Source organism: Paenibacillus sp. JT22N15, assembly GCF_059383755.1.
In genome coordinates, this window is record NZ_JBXENV010000006.1 from 182,783 (window position 1) to 202,045 (window position 19,263).

Here is a 19,263-nt window from a genome sequence, read left to right on the forward strand (position 1 = left end):
GGCAGCATGAAAGGCAGAAAGAAAGTCAGCTTGATAGGCAGCATGAATGCCGTATACAGGTGAACCGAGAAGACGTGCATAAAGGCTGCTTAATTCTAGTGAATCAGGAAAATCCGGTCAAACAAATTGTGCCCAGCCTCCGGTCATTGCCGGCAAGTATACGTAAGGCCAGCCATGTGCAGGAGCAGCGGATTATGCTTGATAAAATGTGCATCCAGCCATTGTCCGCGCTCTTGGAGGCGTGCCAGGCGGCGGACGATATTGCCGCAGTAAGCGGCTATCGTTCCAGAGAAGCGCAAGCCAAAATATATGCGGCTTCGCTAGAGGAAAATGGAGCGGCTTTCACATCGAGATATGTGGCCATTCCGGGGGCAAGCGAGCACCAGACGGGGCTTGCTGTAGATGTGGGGCTGTGCATGGGCGATATCGATTATATTTGTCCGACGTTTCCCGATGATGGCGCGAGCGGCAGGTTCAAAGCGCTTGCGGCAGAGTACGGTTTTATCCAAAGATATGAGGAAAGCAAGGAAGCCATTACGGGCATCGCTTGCGAGCCGTGGCATTACCGTTACGTGGGTTATCCGCATTCTATGCTTATGAAGCAGCTGGATTTGTGCTTGGAGGAGTACACGGCCTATATGAAGAGCTTCTCTTACCACAATGAGCATCTTTATGTGGAGGGGCGTTCTGCCTTCGTCGAAATTTATTATGTGGAAGCAGAGAAGCAGGTAACAACGGTACCTATTATTAGAGGAGATAGCTATCAACTATCCGGCAATAATCAGGACGGCTTTGTTGTGACAGTATTTCATCAGAAGGGCGATGGAAGCTGTGAGTAAATTTGGCTATGGCGGTATGGACTATTTCAAGCTGGCTGCTGCGACTCGAAAGCCAGCTCTGCATCGAGCATGGACAGAAATCAATCTCGATCATTTAGTGCATAATCTCAGGCAGTTTAAAAAGGTTGCCCAAGCAGGCACTCAAATCATGGCGGTGGTCAAAGCGGACGCATACGGTCATGGCAGCATCCCGATTTCAAGGAAGCTTAATGAAGCGGGCGTTCGCTCCTTCGCTGTTGCAGCAATTGATGAAGGCATAGCCTTGCGCAAAAAAGGGATCAAAGGCGATATCCTCATTTTAGGCTATACGCCGTTGCATCGTCTTCAGGAGCTGCGCCGCTACAAGCTGGTACAGACCGTTATTAATGCAGATGATGCGGAGAGGCTACAGTCTTTTGGAAAGAAAATAAAGGTGCATATTAAAATCAATACGGGCATGAATCGGCTGGGTGAACATTACAACGACATGGAGCGTATACGGTCGATGTATCAGCATAAAAATTTGCAAGTTATGGGCACATTCAGCCACCTCACGTCTGCGGAAAGTCACCGCAAGGAGGATGTGGATTTTACGAGGCTTCAGTTAGAGCGATTCGACAGCGTGGTCAATCAGCTCCTAGCAGATGGCGTAAATCCGGGCATCACCCATATCCAGAGCAGCTACGGCATTTTAAATTATCCGGATCGAGGTTATGGAATGGTTAGGCCAGGCATCGCCCTGTATGGCATCCTGAGCCAGGATAACGACCGCGTGCATGCTAACGTCGAGCTGCGTCCGGTTTTGTCACTGAAAGCGACCGTTACGTTGGTCAAGAGCATTCATGCAGGCGAGCCCGTCGGATACAATGGCTGCTACACGCCTTCACGAGACAGCAAAATCGCAACGGTATCGATTGGCTATGCCGACGGCATTCCGCGCGAGCTGTCCCAAAAAGGAGGTTGTGTACTCATACATGGCCAGCGGGCTTTAATAGTAGGGAAAATCTGCATGGATCAGTTGATGGTCGATGTGACTTCGATAGCCGGGGTTCAGCAAGGGGATACGGCAACGCTGATCGGACAAGATGGCAAGGAGAGCATAACAGCCGGAGAAATCGCCAAGCGAGTTGGAACGATAACGAATGAAGTGGTTAGCACACTCAGCAGCAGAGTGGAAAATGTGTATATCTCTAACGCTTTAGGCGTGGAGAGGGCTAAATCATATGCGCAAATAAAGAGAAAGACGAAGCTGCTTTATTAATAATTAATGGACTGTTCACAAGGAGCAGTCTATTTTTTGTTTTTTCCAAAAAAGGGAATGATATAATCATGATATAGATTTAATATTCGAGTAGAGCATAATAGAAAGGTGAATAAGATGAGGGCGTATATTCGGAAAAATAGCGATAATGAAATTGCGAGCCATAATTTTTATGCCGCTTTTGACGGATTCAAGCAAATGGGTTTTGAAATCCATTATTTTGAAACGGTCAGCGAGCTGTCAGGAAATCAAAAAGAAGACATCGTCGTTGGTTATGTGAATGAAGTAAGAAAAGCTCTTTTTAAACATAACATCATAACGCCTGAAATGGATTATCCTGAGGAGCTTGAAGGCTACTTGGGCAGAAAAATATGGACATCTAAATTAAGCGCGATAGCAAACAATCCAGACAGCTGGAACATATTTATAAAGCCAATAGAGGACAAAAAGTTCACTGGCGTCGTTGTTCGCGGGACAAAGGACTTAGTAGGCTGCGGCACATACGGTGAAGATCCTGATATATTATGCTCGGAGGTCGTCCATTTTGTAACGGAATGGAGATGCTTCGTCAGATACGGGGAAATATTAGATATACGCAGGTATAAAGGCGACTGGAGAATGCATTTTGACTATAAAGTCGTTGAAAAGGCGGTTGCACAGTTCACCTCCGCGCCTAAAGGATATGCGATAGATTTTGGCTTAACGGATAAGGGGGAAACCTTGTTAATAGAAGTGAATGATGGATATGCATTAGGGCATTATGGACTATTTTCCGTCGATTATGCGAAGCTTTTGATGGCGAGATGGGCAGAGCTGACCGATACTAGAGATGAATGTGATTTTTAATCCAATAAAGTGCAGGCAACTGAAAAGGAGTGTGCCGAAAATCAGCATCATCTGCTACGTTTCAGGGGGCTCCTTGCACAAAGCTAGAGTTGGCGGACACAGCAGCCGCTATATCAACAGAATCCGGGTTAAGGCACAACTGGCGGACTCAGGAGCCGTTAATGCGTTGCAAAAAGCCATTTTGACGGGAGTATTGGGGCAATAGCGGATTTCCTGTCCCCTTACAGCCTAAAATCGGAGAAAAAGCCAAAATAGTGGATCCTCAGTCCTTGAAAAAATGAGGAAGGTTCCCGAGCGTCCCCAACGGTGCGGTTTCAGCGACGAACGACTGAATATTGCCTGAATCAATAATAAAATTCGTCATCTTTACCAGCGAATCGGCGTTGTTGAAGATGCTTTTTTTGTCCGACATTGGCCCCTGTTACCCTGCTTTCGCCATGAAGAGCTATCATTTATAATCGCTACCTCTGGCAAATCAAGCGTTTCATTGTTATACTGAGTCTGCATCTGTCTATTCCATTGGTTGCACAGCAGGTCTGTCAATTAATGCAGGCGTAGGAGATGCTTTTTCATTTTTTAAAATATAGGAAAGCATATGATTTCGCCATACTTTCTCTATATTTCTCGGAATGAAACGCGCCGCGCCGCCAGAGGACGGCGAGAGCCGTTTCACCTTGGCTGGATTTATGCAGCAAGCAACGGTCTCGATTTTGAGCCAACCATAAAGGAGTGATTTTTTGAGCAAGGCGAAGGGCAAGGGTGGAACAGGCAGAGGAACGGACAAGAAGGGCTGGAATCGGTGGCAGGCTAGTGCCAATAAAGCCAAAAACGCGCCTAAGCCTTATAAAAGCAAAGGGACTAAAAACCAGGATGGAGCCGCTGCTTCAAGTACTCAAAAAGGCGAGAAACCCAGCGTTTAGCCCAAAAATAAAAAACATAAACGTTCTATATATTAACGCATAGCATGAATGATGATATTATAGAAGTAACTGAAATCTTGGTCAGCAAGAAGCAGCGCTTTCCAGAAGGCTTTTTTTGAAAATATAAGACTTTATAAGTTTCACGCTTATAAATGAACTTATATTCCACCTGCGAAACGGAAGCCTTGCCGCCAAAGGATGGCTTCAGCTGTTTACGCTTGAGTGTTTAAAAGGTTTTTAAAAAGATCAGACTCCATGTATAGGGATTTTGCATGGGCCTGGAGTCGATCGCACAAATTGAAGGAGTGGTAATCTGAGAAAGCAAAAACCAATGTCATTTGACGACCTGTTGAAGGAACTGCAGGGACAGAAAACAAACCAGGAAGATCCGAACGAGGTATCCTTAAACGAGCTGTTTAACGATGCATTTATGAGCAAGCATTCCAGCAGCAGCAGCTTTGGGCAGTTTTTGGAGAAAGGCAATTTTCAAGCAGAGACGCATGAGGAGATCGACAACATTCCTGATGAGCTGTTTGATCGCCATGTTGCGCGCGAGACCGAGTTTGCAGATTGGAAATCCATGCTCGATACAGCCACGAAGACATATAAAGGCAAAGCTTAGCTTAAGCGGCAACATGAAATAGGCTGTTAATGGATAGATGAGATGAACCCACACGCCATGCTTGGTGAGTTCGTCTCATTAATTTGGCCTATGCTATGGTGCAACAGAGCGGGCAAGGCGAAGCCAAGGTCGTCTATGCAAAAGGATGGATGACTGCGACGCCTGCACGTAGCCCCACAGCCCCGGGCCTCTTCAGCCCAGCTGCCACCACGGAAAATACGGTATGGACCATATACTTCCGCATCATATAAATCCTCTTCCCTCTATAGATTAATATTTTCAATCCCTCACAAAATTTTGCCCTTCCTATAGGTACGAGGCGTACAGCCAATTTCCCGTTTAAACATGCTGCAAAATTGCGCATCATTGGCAAAGCCGGCATCGGCGGCAATTTCAGAAATATGCATCTGGGTACCTGTTAGCAGCGATTTTGCATATTCCAGACGTTTTAGCAAAATATACTGGAGAGGCGCGATGTTGTAGCGTTCCTTAAAAAGGTGGCGGAAGCGGTCATAGCTATAACCAGACATGTCAGCTAGCAGCTCAACGGTGAGCTTCTGCTTATAATGATCATCCATATATTGCAGCACATATTTGACCCGATCTTCTGATGGATGGGGTGTTTTTCGGTTTCCAAAAATTTGCTGAAGCGGCGGAAGCAGCTCATTGAGGAGAGCATTCAGCGATTCGCTGTCGGTTCTCGGACGGATGAAAAATTCCTCTTTTATGCGCCATAAATGCTTTAAAATCGTATGGCTCGCATCGTCGTCATAAACCCCGCTTAATCCTTTTAATTCCACATCAGGAGCGTTAAAACCAATGAACAGCACCTCGCCCTCCAATTCATGAATCTCGCTATGAATATGCCGAGGAGCGATGAGGGCAATCGTATGCTCTTTAAAGCGATATTTACGGCCTGCAATGACGGTTGGACCCATACCGCGAATGTAATAAACAAGCTCGTAGCACTCATGCTGATGAGGAGGGATGTTAGTATTTCTCTCATGTATGTCATTTGCTAAATACAATAATCGATTCATAACAGCCCTCCTTCGCGTGTATATAGCCGAATCGTATAAAAAGTTGACCGAATCGAGATAATTATTTGATTTCGAATTTGATATGATCGTATCATCCCGAACAAGCTATTCAGAAAGCGTACCTTTATTATAACCTATTTATTTTCTACATTACACTTGGGGTAAGCATTCTTTTCAGGAGAGCAGGCGCGGGCGGCTAGTTTCAAAGGGAACACGTCTTTTAATCGACAGAGAGTGGGGGAACAGAGAATGAAGAAAAATGTGATGGCATTACTCATGGTTTCGGTTCTATTGGTGCTGGCAGCTTGTGGTGGAGGAAATACGGGGACAAGCAGCGGCAATTCAGCTGGCTCAGGCAGTACAGGCGGGGATAAGAAGCTGAAGGTTGTTCTGCTCGTAGCAGGTACACTCGGCGATAAATCTTTCTTTGATGCAGCGAACAAAGGATTGGCGCTTGTTAAATCCGAATTGGGCGCAGATACGAAAGTGATTGAAATGGGAACAGACAAAACGAAGTGGGAACCTACTTATCAAGATATAGCAGCGCAGGACTGGGATATTATCATCTCCGGCGGATCTGAAATTACCGAGATGTTTAATGCGACAGCAGAAACGTATCCTGACAAAAAATTCATCAACTACGATACGGATATTGAAGAAACACCGGCTAACGTATATGCGATGTCTTACGCAACGAATGAGGTTTCCTTCCTTGCTGGCGCAGTAGCCGCGATTGCGACGAAATCCGATATTCCAAATGCGAACAAAGATAATGTGATTGGCTTTGTCGGCGGCATGGACATTCCCGGCATTAATGCATTCCTGGTTGGTTATATCCAAGGGGCACAATACGTCGATCCTGCCATTAAGGTAGCCGTTTCCTATGCGGGCGATTTCGTTAACCCGGCGAAAGGCAAGGAGCTGTCGCTCATTCAGTACAATTCTGGTGTCGACGTGATTTTCAACGTGGCTGGCGCGACGGGCCTGGGCATCTTCGATGCAGCGAAAGACAAGAAGCGTTACGCGATTGGCGTTGACTCCGACCAAGGGTCCCTGCTTCAGGAAACGGATAAAGAAAAAGCGAATCTGATCATGACGTCTGCTATTAAAAAAATCGATACCTCTATTCTTGGCGCAGTGAAGAAAACGCAAGAGGGCACACTCGAATATGGACAACGCCAAGTGCTCAGCTTTGATCAAGATGGCGTAGGCATTGCTGAAAATGACATTTACAAATCGATCTTCACGGCTGATATGCAGAAGCAAGTAGAAGATATCAAGCAAAAGCTGGCTAAACAAGAAATTAAAGTAGACAACGCGATGGGTATGGAAACTTCGCAAATCGAAGCCATCCGCAACGCGGTTAAACCATAATAACGATCCGCAAAGCTTAGTGCAGTTGGTCATTCTTCTCTTTCCATCAGGAAGAAGGCCAGCTGCCTCTTTATAATGACCTCCGAAAGGTAAAGGGGTTTTACGATGATGCCGAATCAGCTGCTCGAAATGAAAAATATTACGAAGGTTTACCCGAACGGGGTTGTCGCCAACCAGAAGGTGCAGTTTACGCTGGCCGAGGGCGAGATTCACGCAATCGTTGGTGAAAATGGCGCCGGCAAATCCACGCTGATGAAAATGATGTTCGGCATGGAAGAGCCGAGCGAAGGCGAAATCATTCTTCGGGGCAAGCCGGTAAGGCTGGCTTCGCCGCAGGATGCAATAGATCATGGCATCGGCATGGTCCATCAGCATTTTATGCTGGTGCCGTCATTCACCGTTGCGGAAAATATGGTGCTGGGCATGGAGCCAAAGAAGGGCGTCAGCATTAATTACAACGAAGCGGTGCGAATGACAGAGGAGATGAGCAAAAAGTACAATCTGCTCGTTAATCCGAAGGCGAAGGTTGAGGACCTCAGTGTCGGCATGAAGCAGAAGGTCGAAATTTTGAAAGCTCTGCTGCGTGGTGCGGAAATTCTTATTCTTGATGAGCCGACCGCCGTACTGACCCCGCAGGAAACCGAGGAGCTGTTCCGCGAGCTGACGCAGCTTAAGCAGCAGGGGCATACGATCGTGTTTATTTCCCATAAGCTGAAGGAAGTTAAAGCGATTTGCGACCGGATTACGATTATGCGCGCTGGCAAAAGCGAAGGTATTTTTTGGACGAAGGATGTTACCGAGCAGGAAATTTCCAAGCTGATGGTCGGCCGTGACGTTGTGCTGAGGTATGACAAGGAGAAGAAGCCTTACGGGGCGCCAATCCTTTCCGTTACTGATTTTTCATTGGCGGATGAAACGGGCAAGGCGCTGCTGGACAAGGTAGCGTTCAAGGTGCGTGGCGGCGAAATCGTTGGTATTGCTGGAGTCGAGGGCAATGGGCAAACTCAGCTTGTTGAAGCTTTAACGGGCAGTTTGGCTGTGCGCAGCGGAAATGTGGCTGTTAAAGGCACGGACATTCAAGGCTATGATATCCGCAAAATTCGCTCGCTCGGCGTTTCCTATATTCCGGAGGATCGCATGCGCCAAGGGGCAGCCAAAGACGCAAGCATTTCCGATAATTTGATTTCTACGCAATACAATACGAAAGCGATGAACAAGGGCCTCTTTTTGAGGAGTAAAAAAATAGCGAAGCTTGCGGCCACTCTCATTGAGGAGTTCCGCGTGCGCTGCTCGGGCCCGAATCAGCCGATAGGCATGCTTTCGGGCGGCAATATGCAGAAGGTCGTCGTCGCTCGTGAATGCTCGACAGCGCCGGATTTGCTCATTGCCGAGCAGCCGACACGCGGCGTCGATATTGGGGCAGCCCAATTTATTCACCAGAAGCTGATTGAGCTTCGGGATGGAGGCAGCGGCGTGCTGCTCATTTCCGCAGATTTGAATGAAATATTGGAGCTGAGCGACAGCCTGCTCGTCATGTATGAAGGACAAATCGTCGCTTATTTGGAAGAGCCGTCAATGGTAAGCGAGGAAGAGCTCGGACTGTACATGCTGGGCCTTAACCGGCAGGACGAGCAGCAAATCAGGAGGGCCGTGGAAGCATGAAGGTAAAATATTTTGAAGTCATCCGAACGACAGCGGTCATTCTGATTGCGCTTGTTCTCGCTTTTATTATTATTTCCATTGTCAGCGAGCAGCCGCTGGAGAGCATTCGCATCTTCCTGTGGGAGCCGCTGAATACGAAGGGGCATATCGGCAACGTCATTGAAATGGCGATTCCGCTCATGTTCACAGGACTTGCGGTATCGCTGCTGTTTAAAGCGAATTTGTTCAATCTCGGAGCGGAAGGGCTCTTTTATTTTTCCGGGGTAGTTGCAGCGTCGCTTGCGATTCATCTTAGTCTGAACAGCTTTGTGCATCCGATTGTGGCCATCCTTGCTGGGTCGCTCGTCGGTGCGGTGTTATCCGCTATTCCAGGTATTCTCAAGGCTAAATGGAATGTAAATGAGCTCGTCAGCTCGCTGATGTTCAACAATATTTTGTTTGGCATCGGGCTTTATATTTTGAACTATAAGCTGCGCGATGCTCAGGCCTTTGCAGCCGTATCCTTCAAGTTCGAGAAAACAGCGATGCTCACCAAGCTGATACCGGGCACGCGTATTCATACGGGGCTGATTATCGTGCTGGTGCTGATCGTAGCGGCGCATTATTTTCTATACAAAACCAAATGGGGCTATGAGCTGAGAATGACGGGGGCCAATCGCGAATTTGCGGGCTATTCCGGCATGAAGACGGCCAAGGTCATCATTATCGTACATTTAATTGCTGGCTTTATTGCGGGCATGGGCGGCTCGGTCGAGGTGCTGGGCATGTACAATCGCTTCCAGTGGTCGTCGCTGCCGGGCTACGGCCTGGATGGTGCGCTAGTAGCGATGCTGGCGAAAAATAACCCGTTTTCGGTCATTGGCGCAGCGCTCTTCCTGGCTTATATCCGAATCGGAGCCGACCAGATGGCGCGTTTCTCCGATGTGCCGGCAGAAATGATTTCAATTGTGCAGGCCATTATTATTTTGCTGATTTCGGCAGAGCAGTTTTTGAAGTTCTGGAAAAATCGGATGCTGCTCAAGGAGGCACAGCGTAATGTCTAGTTTGTTTGATGTCATTTTCACGACTGAATTTGCGTTTTCTGTCCTCCGGGTAACGACTCCGATTTTGTTCGCGGCACTAGGAGCACTCATTTCCAATCGTGCGGGCATTATCAATATTGGACTTGAGGGCATTATGCTGGTGGCGGCCCTTTCAGGAGTTGTAGTCAGCGCTTATACGGGCAGCTCATGGGTTGGGCTGCTGGGCGCGGTAATGGCGGGCACGCTTATTTCCGGCATACTGGCTTTTTTCACCCTGCATTTCAAGACGCATATTATTCTCGGCGGGGTCGCGATCAATATGTTTGCCTCCGGGGGAACCGTATTTATTTTGTATTTGCTAAGCGGGGACAAAGGCTCCTCGACCTCGCTTCCGAGCAAGGTGCTGCCTAGCGTGGACATTCCGCTGCTTAAGGATATTCCGGTGCTGGGACCGATTTTCTCCGGCCATAATGTATTGACCTATATGTCGATTATAGCGGTTTTTGTTGTGTATTATATGCTGAAAAGAACGCCGCTCGGCCTGCGCATTCGCTCAGTCGGCGAAAATCCGCAGGCTGCCCAGTCCGTAGGGGTCAGCGTAGTGAAGGTGCAGTATACGGCGCTGCTGCTGAGCGGCTTTTTCGCAGGACTTGGCGGCGCATATATGTCGATGGGCTACCTGTCGCTGTTCACGCGGGATATGACCGCCGGACGGGGCTGGATTGCGATTGCCGCGGAATCGATGGGACGGAGTACGACGGTCGGCACAACGCTGACATCGCTATTGTTCGGCGCGGCGGATGCGCTGGCCAATGCGCTTCAGGTGCTTAAAATTCCGGCAGAGCTAATCGGCACACTCCCATACGTCACGACCGTTATCGGTCTCATCGTATACGCCGTCAGCGAATCCCGTAAGAAGAATAGGAAGCTTAAAGCGAAAGTGAAAGGATGATTAACACGATGGCTAGACCGATTATTATCGACTGTGATCCCGGGCATGATGACGCGATCGCTATTTTGCTCGCACTTGCCAATCCACAGCAGTTGGAGGTAAAAGCGATTACGACGGTTGGCGGCAATCAGGTGCTGGAGAAAATTACGAACAACGCACTGAAGCTGCTCAGCTTTATAGATAAAGATATTCCGGTGGCGAAAGGCGCGCCCGGACCACTGCTAGGCAAGCTCGTAACCGGAGAAGAGGCGCATGGCGATTCGGGCATGGACGGCCCAGATTTGCCGCCTTCCCGGTTCAAGCCGGTCAATAAACATGCGATTGAGCTGATGGTCGAAATTATCCGTTCCTCGGAGCAGAAGGTAACGCTCGTGCCGATCGGCCCGCTGACGAATATTGCGCTGCTGCTCAAAGGCTTCCCTGATGTAAAAGAGAACATCGAGCAGATTTCCCTAATGGGCGGAGGCATCAGCTACGGCAATGTAACGTCAACGGCAGAGTTCAACATTTACGTGGACCCGGAGGCTGCACGAATTGTGTTCGAATCGGGCGTGCCGATTACGATGAGCGGTCTGGATGTGACCGATAAGGCGGCTATTTATCAAGAGGATATTGATGCGCTGAAGCAGCGCGGCGAGGTTTCGCATATGGTGGGCGAGCTGCTCGACTTTTATTCCATCTACAGCCGCAAGCTGGGCTTTGAGGGCAGCTCGCTGCATGATCCGTGCGCAATCGCTTGGCTGCTTCGACCAGAGCTGTTCCAAAGTGAAAGCTATTACGTCTCGATTGAGACGGACGGCAGGGTGACGAGAGGCATGACCGTAGCAGACCGCCGCAAAAAAACCGATGAAACGGCGAATGTGCAGGTGCTGATGGATGTGGATCGTGAAGCCTTTATTAAGCTGATTTTTGACGCTCTGGCTGTACATGATGAGAACGCCAAAGCTCGGAAAGGGCAGGCTTAATTATGGCAGGCTGGGATAAGCTTCAGGAAATTGTCCGTTTCGAAATCATTCAGCGCGGGGAAGAAGGCTGCAACGTAGACGGGTTTGCGGAAAAGCTGGCTGCGGCGGGTGAAAGCCATGACGCGCTTATGGAGATTTATAATGAGCTGTCTGCACTGGAAGTGAGCGCGGATTTTCCTTATGAGGAGCCTTCCGATTTGGAGGCAATCCGCAGGCTGCGCCCCGAAGGCCCGAGAGCGCTGGCAGCGGATTTAACCGATGAGCAGTGGCTGGACAAGTTTTACGGTGCTTGGCTCGGACGCAGTGTTGGCTGTGCGCTAGGCAAGCCATTGGAGTTTTGGGACTATTTGTATGGCAAAGACGGCCGGCCAGGCTGGGAAAATATTGAGCTGTGGTTTCGCGGCGCTGGCGCTTGGCCGATTAAAGGTTATACACCGGGCGAATCGACGGCAAAAGAGCAGTATGGGCTGGGGCTGAATGATTGGTCGCCCATGAGCACAAGCGAGACCATTCAGTATATGGAGAGCGATGATGACATCCGCTATACGGTACTGGGGCTGTTACTGCTTGAGCAAAAAGGGCTCGCTTTCGACTCTTGGGACATCGGCAAGCTATGGCACAAAAACCTGACCTACAGCCAGGTTTGTACAGCGGAGACGCAGTCTTATTTGAATTTTGCTCATGAGACCTCTCATCTGAATGGGGACAAGCCTGCCGATTGGGCTGAACGCCTGGAGCGGGTGCGGATGCATATGAACCCTTACAGAGAGTGGATTGGCGCGCAAATCCGTGCGGACGGGCTCGCTTACGGCGCAGCCGGAAAGCCGGAGCTGGCTGCGGAGCTTGGCTGGCGCGATGCGTCGTTCTCGCATGTGAAGAACGGCATCTATGGCGAAATGTTCGTTGCGGCGATGATTGCGGCTGCTTTCGTTGAGAAGGACAGCAAGCGAATTGTCGAGATTGGCCTCAGCGAAATCCCGGCAACGAGCAGACTGGCTTATGATGTGCGCAAAGCGGTTTCCATTGCGGAGAAAGCAAGCAGCGACCGCGAGCTGGTGAGCCAAATTTGGGAAGCCTTCAGCCATTACGATGCAGTGCACACGAACAATAATGCAGCACTTGTTGCGGCGGCGCTCGTGTATGCAGGCGATGATTTCGAGAAGGCTGTGACGACGGCCGTCTATGGCGGTATGGATACGGATTGCAATGGCGCGACGGTTGGCTCGATTATGGGTGCGAAGCTTGGCGCGAAAGCGCTGCCGAAGTCATGGATTGATCCGCTGAATGACACGCTGTATGCGGAGCTGAGCGGCTTTCATCCGATTGCGATCTCTGAGGTTGCACGGCGGAGCTATAACGTTTTTCGGAAAATGGAGGCGGAATTGAATCATTCCTAATATAGCGAAAAAGGCATTGGAGGACGTTGTCCCTCCGGTGTCTTTTTTTTATGGAAAGGGCCGCCTAATAGAAATCATATTGACAGTGAAATCTTGGAAATGATAGAATTCATATTAATCCCGGTTGTTAACTTAGTTTTTGAAAGTTCAAACCATATCGTTGTATGAATCTTGCCAATTGACAGCGCTAAATAGGAGTGGGATAATAGCTTCGACTCTACCAATATTGGGTGATTTATACAATGTGAATAAGGGAGATATGTTTCAATGAAAATTCATCTGCCGCTAGCTGATTCACCTATTTATGGCTATTTGCACCACGCGTATTTGTTCGGTATTATTGGACATTCCGAGAGCTTCCAACCGTGGATGCACAGCTATTACACCCAATTATTTTGCGCGAAGGATTTCGTAGAGCTAGCTTGTCCAGTGAATTTTTACCAGTTGGATAATTGCCCGCTGCGTGATACCCAGGCGATATCCCGTTCACTCGTCATTTCCTTAACGGACATCCATCGCTTCATTCAAACGAGTCTTGAACAAGGCTATCATGTTCTCTCTTTCATCAACGAGTATTACATGCCCTACAGCGACTTTTTTGGGGTGAGAAATTTCACGCATGATTTGTTAATCAGCGGGTACGATAGCGAGCAGCAGAGCTATCTGGTGACCAATTTCGTGGACGGCAAATATCAGACCTTCTCCGTTTCCTATGACGATTATGAAAACGCATTCAATAATGCAGCCTTTTTTGACGAATACGGCAATTACGAAGAATATAAGACACGAATTTGCTTATACCGCGCTACCGACCACAAGTATGTGTTCACGGCGGATTCCGTTCTCTATTTTCTGGAGGACTACCTCAGCGCCACGAATCGTCTGAAAACCATATTTGCCAATGAGAGCAATCTGGCCTTCGGCATGGACGTGTATCGGTACATAGCGGAGGAGCTAGTGAAAGTAACCGATGGAACCCGAGAGCCTGACGGGCGGCCGCTGCATATTTTATGGGAGCACAAGAAGTGTATGCGGGCGAAAATCGAATTTATGCTGGCCCAAGGCTACATCAAGGACGAAACGCTGTTATCTGGTTATGAACCAATCGAGCGGGACGTCAACCTGCAACGGGTGACTCTCATGAAATATAGACAGACCCATAACAATGACATCCTTCATACGATTAACAGTAATCTGAACCGGATTAAAGACCGGGAACGAGAGGTTCTTAACCGTCTGCATGACGAAATGCTAGCTTGCAAGAGCTATTTTCCGACAACGGATTGGGTGCGAGTTTAGAGCGAGTTCAGAACGGACATAAAATATGATTCATAAGGAGCGTTAATGATGGCTAATGTACAAACGTTTAAGGCAACAGCGCATTTACAGGATGGGGTTAAAGTGAAAGCGACAGCGAGACAGTTCGAATTGACTATTGATGAGCCGAAGAGCCTTGGCGGGACAGATACGGGGATGAATCCTGTGGAAGCGCTGCTTGCCTCATTAGGCGCATGCCAGTCTATTGTGGCCCGGGTGTATGCCCCTAAGTTTGATGTGAAGCTTGACGATTTCCAGGTTGAGGTTGAAGGCGATTTGGATCTCGATGGATTTTTCAATAAAAGCGAGGTTCGTCCGGGCTATTCCGACATTCGCTATACGTTCAAGATCAAAACAGATTCGCCCAAGGAAAAGGTAGATGCCTTCGTTCAATTTTTGGAGAGCAAATGCCCAGTGGGGGATACTCTTGCCAACCCGGTTCAGATGAAATTAGAGCAGATTATTATTGAAAATACAGAGACAGCTGCGCTGTAGGCTGTTTGCACTATTATTGTAAAAAAATATAAGGCCCGTGGTCTCCTAGGAGATGACGGGCCTTATCTAGGTTGTGTGTGCAAGTCGGAGCCACTCGCTGCTGCTTGCCTACAGCTTATTTCAAACCAATCTCGTCTGATGACTCTAGGTTTGTGAAACGCAGTATGCGATAGCGGCTGGAAACACTGTGGCTGGCAGTACGGTTGCTGAGAGTACTGTTTCTGGAAGTACGTTTGCTGTGCGTGCTGTTGTTGGAGTACTGTGGCTGAGAGCACGCAGCTCTGAAAGCACTCTCCTTTTTTTGAAGGACTCAGATTCCGCTATTCTGGCTTTTGCTCCGATTTCTGGCCGCATGCGGACAGGAAATCCGCTATTGACCTCCTCAACCCGTGAAAATGGCTAATAGTTGCGCATTAGCGGCTCCTGAGTCCGCCGCCTGTTCCATAACCGTGATTCTGCTGAAATAGCGGCTGCTGTGTCCGCCAGACCTGTCTTTGTGCAGGGAGTAAACACCTGAAGCGAAGAGCATGAATCTACCTCATGTCTTTGTTTAAGGTCTAATTGCTGATGAAAAATATGACTTTAATAGTATAATCAATAGTATACGTATATTCATTGAAACAACAAATGGAGCCCTTCAATGCTTTCCTTGCAATTTGAAGAAGATGTGAGTACAATCGCTTTTTTCGTTGTCTATATTACACTTATAATCAATCATACAGCCTGGGGCGCTATTAGGTTTGGTGTTATTGTATTTACTTTAATTATGTCTAATTTATGGAACTGATTTTTGAATGAATGAATGGAAAGGAGCTTAATGATGGACAGCAACCAAACGACGTTTGAAACGATCGACGAATATATCGCCGGCTTCCCGCAAGAAATCCAAGAGCTGCTGCAGGCGATGCGGAAGGTCATTAAAGAGGCAGCGCCGGAAGCGACGGAGAAAATCAGCTACCAGATGCCGACATTTGAGCTGCATGGCAACTTGGTACATTTTGCGGCGTTTAAAAAGCATATCGGATTTTATCCCGCTCCAAGAGGCATTGCAGCCTTCAAAGAGGAATTGTCCGTTTATAAAGGGGCAAAGGGCTCGGTTCAGTTTCCGCTGGACAAGCCGCTGCCTTATGAATTGATCAGCAGAATTGTCGCATTTAGAGTGGCTGAAAATACGAAAAAAGCACAAGAAAAGTTGAACAAGAAAAAATAAAAGGCATAACGCCGATAAGGAGTGAGAAATTAACGAGATGGATATTTCTCAGCAGCTACAGGACATTCATGACATTGAACAATCGCTACAGCTTGCTTTTCCAGCAGCGTATAAGGCATTTATGACAACGGATGAGGTTCAGTCCGCTAATCCTAATACAGAATACAACCTCGTCGATTTTAACGGCTATACCGCTTGGGGCATTCGGTTTATTAAGCTGGATGCTTCCTATCCTGAAAATCTTGAAGCGATAGCCGAGGTTGTCCTTCAGCCGCGCAAATTAATTCCATTCGCATGGAGCATCAGCAGCGGAGACTGGCTTATTTTTGATTATCGCGAGTCGAATGAGAGCCCTAGCCTTCTATATATTGATCATGAAATGGCTCTTTGTTTAGAGGATGCGGAATCGGAGGCGCAAAGCGAGAATACAACGGTTGAAGAGATGATGGAAGGTAATCTATCCGTTTTGTGCGAAAATTTCGAGATGTTTCATGCAGCTTTGAAGCTCGCGATAGACGAGACAGACGAGACGGACTTTGTAGATGAGATAGGCTCGACAGACGAGTCAGACGATGTAGATGCGATAGACTCGATAGATGAGACAGACGATGAAGATGAAGAGGGGAATCACGTACCCATCCCTGAAAATTAAACTGGAGCAGACTTCTGCGATAAAATGGTTTGCATGCAGAAGCTTATTTTTTTGATAGGACGGCTTGGGACGAAGAAAATGAGGGCGAGGTCATGCGCGAGGACTACCACGGTGGGGATGTCGAAGTGTATGCGCAATCGTTCGCCCAGTTTCTAGAGAAGCTAATCGACGAGCGTTCATAACCTTTTTGTAACAGCAGCTATTAGTTTTTAAAAAATAAGCGGAGTATAAGTTTCCCTCTTATACTCCGCTTATTTTTCACCGCGAAACGTTAGCTTTACCGCCAGAGGACGGCGACAGCCGTTTACGCTTGTTCAGCGAAGGATTGTCCGTTGGCAGCGAGCGCTTCCCGGATGATCCTTATTGCTTTAGGCCCGACCCCGTGCAGCTTCAGCACCTCCGCCTCGGTGAGTTTTGTGAATTGCTCCAGCTGCACGTATCCGGCAGCGGTGAGCGCGCGTGTTGCTGGCTTTCCGACATTGGGCAAATCGCCCGCCTGGTCTTGATCAGGCTTCTGATTAGATGCATCCACGTTCATCCCTCCTTCTAAATGTAGGCTTTCCTTGATACTTATCATTCGGGAAAGCCTTTATTATTTCCTTCCTTCCGATAGACACTTCGCATGATTTCACATCAACCATTGTGTGTGAGAATTATTATCACTTATAATAGGAGGACAAGAACAATCGATGGGGATCGACATGGGTGCATATTAGCAGCATGAGGAAAGGAAGGATAGGGCACTTTGAATCAGAGTGAGCATATATTGCTGTGGAACCAAGCCTCCATCCGCGTGATGGACGTGCGGCATACGATTATGGAGCGAGGGGAGGAGCTGCGTTCTTATCGACTGCCGGCGAGCGCTTTTTTGTATACGACTCGTGGTCATGCTGAAGTGCGGCTGGATGGCAAGACGGTGCTGGTGGAGCGTTTTCATATGCTGCATGGCGGGAAGGGCATGTGTCTGGACATTGTGCCGGATGATGGGTTGGAATACTACTTGATTTTGTACAAAGCGGTGTTGCCACTGCCGAGCCGTCAGGAACTGGTTCAGTTAATGGAGCAGCATAATCCGTTTCAACTGCAATATAGCTTTGTTTCCCGCCAGCCTATTGCTTTGCTCGATAAAATCCAGCGCATGGAGCGGGAATGGCAGCATCCGAACGTGCTGGATCAACTATATATTAAGACGATGTTCTACCAATTCATACATGAATTATTTCAGCAGCTATCCAATCAAGATATTCATGTGCAAAAAGCGGACTACGTCTCGCAAGCCATTCGCTACATGCAGGAGCATTACGCGAAGCGTATTGCGCTCGGCGAGCTTGCCGAGCTGCTGGATTGCAGCGTCAGCTATTTGTCCCGCAAGTTCAAGCAGACGATTGGACAAAGCCCAATCGACTATTTAATTGCGCTGCGCATCAGCAAAGCGAAGGAGCTTCTGCTTGGAACGGAGGCGACGCTGCAGGAAATTGCCGAAAGCGTCGGCTTTCCGGATGACAGCTATTTTAATCGCCTATTCAAAAAACATACTGGCATGTCGCTGGGGCAATACAAAGCGAAGGTTCAAAATAATCCTGTATCCGGTTCAAGATATGCCCTTGTCCCGCGAAGGCTCAAACGGTATAGTGAGTATGGTTATGAAAATCATTCTCACTACAAGGAAGAGGGGCCTTTATTTATGTACAGAGAATCAAGAATATCGATGATGGCAGCTGTGCTTATTTGCTTCACACTGCTGCTTAGCGCCTGCGGAGCAGGTACACCAAGCACGAACGCGACGACGAATCCAAGCTCCGCATCGCCAAGCAGCAATGCGGCAGCTGCTTCGCCAGCCGCTACCGATACGGCTACAGCGGACGCTTCCCGCATCATTAAGCATGCGATGGGCGAAGTGACTTTGACAGGGACGCCGGAGCGCGTCGTCATTTTGACGAATGAAGGAACAGAGGCGCTGCTTGCGGTAGGCATTAAGCCAGTTGGCGCGGTTCAATCATGGGTTGGTGACCCATGGTACGAGCATATTAAAGATGAAATGGTGGATGTGACGGTTGTAGGCGACGAATTGCAGCCGAACATTGAGCTGATTGCCAGCCTGAAGCCGGATTTAATTATTGGCAACAAGGTGCGGCAGGAGAAAATTTATGAGCAGCTGAACCAGATTGCACCAACTGTATTTGCCGAGGATCTGGCTGGCGATTGGAAAATTAACTTCAAGCTGTATATGCAAGCGGTGAATAAACAGGATGAAGGCGACAAAGCGATGGCGGATTTCGATAAGCGCGTCGCGGAGGTAAAAGCGAAAATTGGCGATAAAGCGGCAACAAAAGTATCCGTGGCCCGCTTCTCGGCTTCCCAAGTACGTATTTATCAGAAGCAGACGTTCTCCGGTGTGCTTTTAGATCAGCTAGGCTTTGCTCGTCCAGAATCACAGGATGTGGATTCCTTTATTGAAGTGATGTCCAAAGAAAGCATTCCTAAGATGGACGGGGACGTATTGTTCTACTTTGTAACAGAAGCGGCAGGAAAGACGGATGCGGCTAAAGTAGTGGAAGAGTGGATGAATGATCCGCTGTTCAAAAACCTTGATGTTGCGAAAAATAACAAAGTCGTTCAAGTAGATGAGGCGATTTGGAATACAGCCGGAGGCTACAAGGCGGCCAATCTGCTGCTGGATGAAATTGTTAAATATTTCGACATTCAATAA

Annotated in this window: 20 protein-coding genes and 1 pseudogene; 17 read left to right on the top strand and 4 right to left on the bottom strand. The window is 48.3% G+C overall.

Annotation, left to right across the window (positions count from 1 at the left end; genetic code table 11):
• Window positions 1–59 precede the first annotated feature (59 nt).
• The 3 genes from AC50X8_RS13595 to AC50X8_RS13605 all read left to right on the top strand — a co-directional run bounded on the left by AC50X8_RS13595 (window position 60) and on the right by AC50X8_RS13605 (window position 2,925).
• Window positions 60–839 carry a D-alanyl-D-alanine carboxypeptidase family protein gene (locus tag AC50X8_RS13595; protein WP_494880079.1) on the top strand — a complete coding sequence of 260 codons (780 nt, stop codon included), beginning with the start codon at window positions 60–62 and terminating at the stop codon, window positions 837–839.
• Window positions 832–2,079 (top strand): serine racemase VanT catalytic subunit, encoded by a 1,248-nt coding sequence (gene vanT, locus AC50X8_RS13600; protein WP_494880080.1) that lies wholly within the window; start codon window positions 832–834, stop codon window positions 2,077–2,079. Before AC50X8_RS13595 ends, vanT begins: the two co-directional genes overlap by 8 nt.
• A gap of 117 nt (window positions 2,080–2,196) precedes the next feature.
• Complete coding sequence (locus AC50X8_RS13605; RefSeq protein ID WP_494880081.1) at window positions 2,197–2,925, top strand: ATP-grasp domain-containing protein; 729 nt, start codon at window positions 2,197–2,199, stop codon at window positions 2,923–2,925.
• A gap of 262 nt (window positions 2,926–3,187) precedes the next feature.
• On the opposite strand, the gene AC50X8_RS13610 is transcribed toward AC50X8_RS13605, so the two are convergent.
• A complete protein-coding gene (locus AC50X8_RS13610; RefSeq protein WP_155973115.1) occupies window positions 3,188–3,337 on the bottom strand; it encodes a hypothetical protein in 150 nt (49 codons plus the stop codon).
• Between the two features lie 325 nt (window positions 3,338–3,662).
• On the opposite strand from AC50X8_RS13610, the gene AC50X8_RS13615 reads away from it, so the two are divergent.
• The gene (locus tag AC50X8_RS13615) at window positions 3,663–3,845 is read left to right on the top strand and encodes a DUF3934 family protein (RefSeq protein ID WP_046231511.1); all 183 of its coding nucleotides are present in this window, start codon (window positions 3,663–3,665) and stop codon (window positions 3,843–3,845) included.
• Between the two features lie 331 nt (window positions 3,846–4,176).
• Window positions 4,177–4,467, top strand: a complete 291-nt coding sequence (locus AC50X8_RS13620) for a hypothetical protein (protein ID WP_046231510.1) — start codon at window positions 4,177–4,179, stop codon at window positions 4,465–4,467.
• Window positions 4,468–4,493: 26 nt separating this feature from the next.
• On the opposite strand, the pseudogene AC50X8_RS13625 reads toward AC50X8_RS13620, so the two are convergent.
• Together AC50X8_RS13625 and AC50X8_RS13630 are read right to left on the bottom strand one after the other, a co-directional pair.
• Window positions 4,494–4,721, bottom strand: a pseudogene (locus AC50X8_RS13625) (hypothetical protein); the annotation flags it as partial.
• A gap of 33 nt (window positions 4,722–4,754) precedes the next feature.
• A complete protein-coding gene (locus tag AC50X8_RS13630) occupies window positions 4,755–5,507 on the bottom strand; it encodes a helix-turn-helix domain-containing protein (protein WP_056034612.1) in 753 nt (250 codons plus the stop codon).
• A gap of 249 nt (window positions 5,508–5,756) precedes the next feature.
• On the opposite strand from AC50X8_RS13630, the gene AC50X8_RS13635 reads away from it, so the two are divergent.
• From AC50X8_RS13635 to AC50X8_RS13685, 11 genes are all read left to right on the top strand, one after another.
• Window positions 5,757–6,881, top strand: coding sequence for a BMP family ABC transporter substrate-binding protein (locus AC50X8_RS13635; protein WP_494880082.1), 1,125 nt, complete (start codon window positions 5,757–5,759; stop codon window positions 6,879–6,881).
• A gap of 105 nt (window positions 6,882–6,986) precedes the next feature.
• Complete coding sequence (locus AC50X8_RS13640) at window positions 6,987–8,543, top strand: ABC transporter ATP-binding protein (protein WP_494880083.1); 1,557 nt, start codon at window positions 6,987–6,989, stop codon at window positions 8,541–8,543.
• A complete protein-coding gene (locus AC50X8_RS13645; protein ID WP_099516981.1) occupies window positions 8,540–9,586 on the top strand; it encodes an ABC transporter permease in 1,047 nt (348 codons plus the stop codon). The genes AC50X8_RS13640 and AC50X8_RS13645 overlap by 4 nt, the downstream gene beginning before the upstream one ends.
• Window positions 9,579–10,517, top strand: a complete 939-nt coding sequence (locus AC50X8_RS13650; RefSeq protein WP_056034620.1) for an ABC transporter permease — start codon at window positions 9,579–9,581, stop codon at window positions 10,515–10,517. The genes AC50X8_RS13645 and AC50X8_RS13650 overlap by 8 nt, the downstream gene beginning before the upstream one ends.
• A gap of 8 nt (window positions 10,518–10,525) precedes the next feature.
• Entirely contained in the window at window positions 10,526–11,482 is a 957-nt protein-coding gene (locus tag AC50X8_RS13655) for a nucleoside hydrolase (protein WP_056034623.1), read from the top strand.
• A gap of 2 nt (window positions 11,483–11,484) precedes the next feature.
• The gene (locus AC50X8_RS13660; protein WP_494880084.1) at window positions 11,485–12,879 is read left to right on the top strand and encodes an ADP-ribosylglycohydrolase family protein; all 1,395 of its coding nucleotides are present in this window, start codon (window positions 11,485–11,487) and stop codon (window positions 12,877–12,879) included.
• Between the two features lie 267 nt (window positions 12,880–13,146).
• Window positions 13,147–14,178: a cysteine peptidase family C39 domain-containing protein gene (locus AC50X8_RS13665; protein WP_494880085.1), complete on the top strand. Its 1,032-nt coding sequence runs from the start codon at window positions 13,147–13,149 to the stop codon at window positions 14,176–14,178.
• A 48-nt stretch (window positions 14,179–14,226) separates the two neighbouring features.
• Window positions 14,227–14,691 (top strand): OsmC family protein, encoded by a 465-nt coding sequence (locus tag AC50X8_RS13670; RefSeq protein WP_494880086.1) that lies wholly within the window; start codon window positions 14,227–14,229, stop codon window positions 14,689–14,691.
• A gap of 820 nt (window positions 14,692–15,511) precedes the next feature.
• Window positions 15,512–15,901, top strand: coding sequence for an iron chaperone (locus AC50X8_RS13675; protein ID WP_056034635.1), 390 nt, complete (start codon window positions 15,512–15,514; stop codon window positions 15,899–15,901).
• 37 nt (window positions 15,902–15,938) lie between these two features.
• Window positions 15,939–16,553 carry an SMI1/KNR4 family protein gene (locus AC50X8_RS13680; RefSeq protein ID WP_494880087.1) on the top strand — a complete coding sequence of 205 codons (615 nt, stop codon included), beginning with the start codon at window positions 15,939–15,941 and terminating at the stop codon, window positions 16,551–16,553.
• 29 nt (window positions 16,554–16,582) lie between these two features.
• A complete protein-coding gene (locus AC50X8_RS13685) occupies window positions 16,583–16,735 on the top strand; it encodes a hypothetical protein (protein ID WP_494880088.1) in 153 nt (50 codons plus the stop codon).
• A 122-nt stretch (window positions 16,736–16,857) separates the two neighbouring features.
• On the opposite strand, the gene AC50X8_RS13690 is transcribed toward AC50X8_RS13685, so the two are convergent.
• Window positions 16,858–17,085 (bottom strand): helix-hairpin-helix domain-containing protein, encoded by a 228-nt coding sequence (locus AC50X8_RS13690; protein ID WP_235533136.1) that lies wholly within the window; start codon window positions 17,083–17,085, stop codon window positions 16,858–16,860.
• A gap of 213 nt (window positions 17,086–17,298) precedes the next feature.
• Between AC50X8_RS13690 and AC50X8_RS13695 the strand changes: the two genes are divergently transcribed.
• Window positions 17,299–19,263 (top strand): ABC transporter substrate-binding protein, encoded by a 1,965-nt coding sequence (locus AC50X8_RS13695; protein ID WP_494880089.1) that lies wholly within the window; start codon window positions 17,299–17,301, stop codon window positions 19,261–19,263.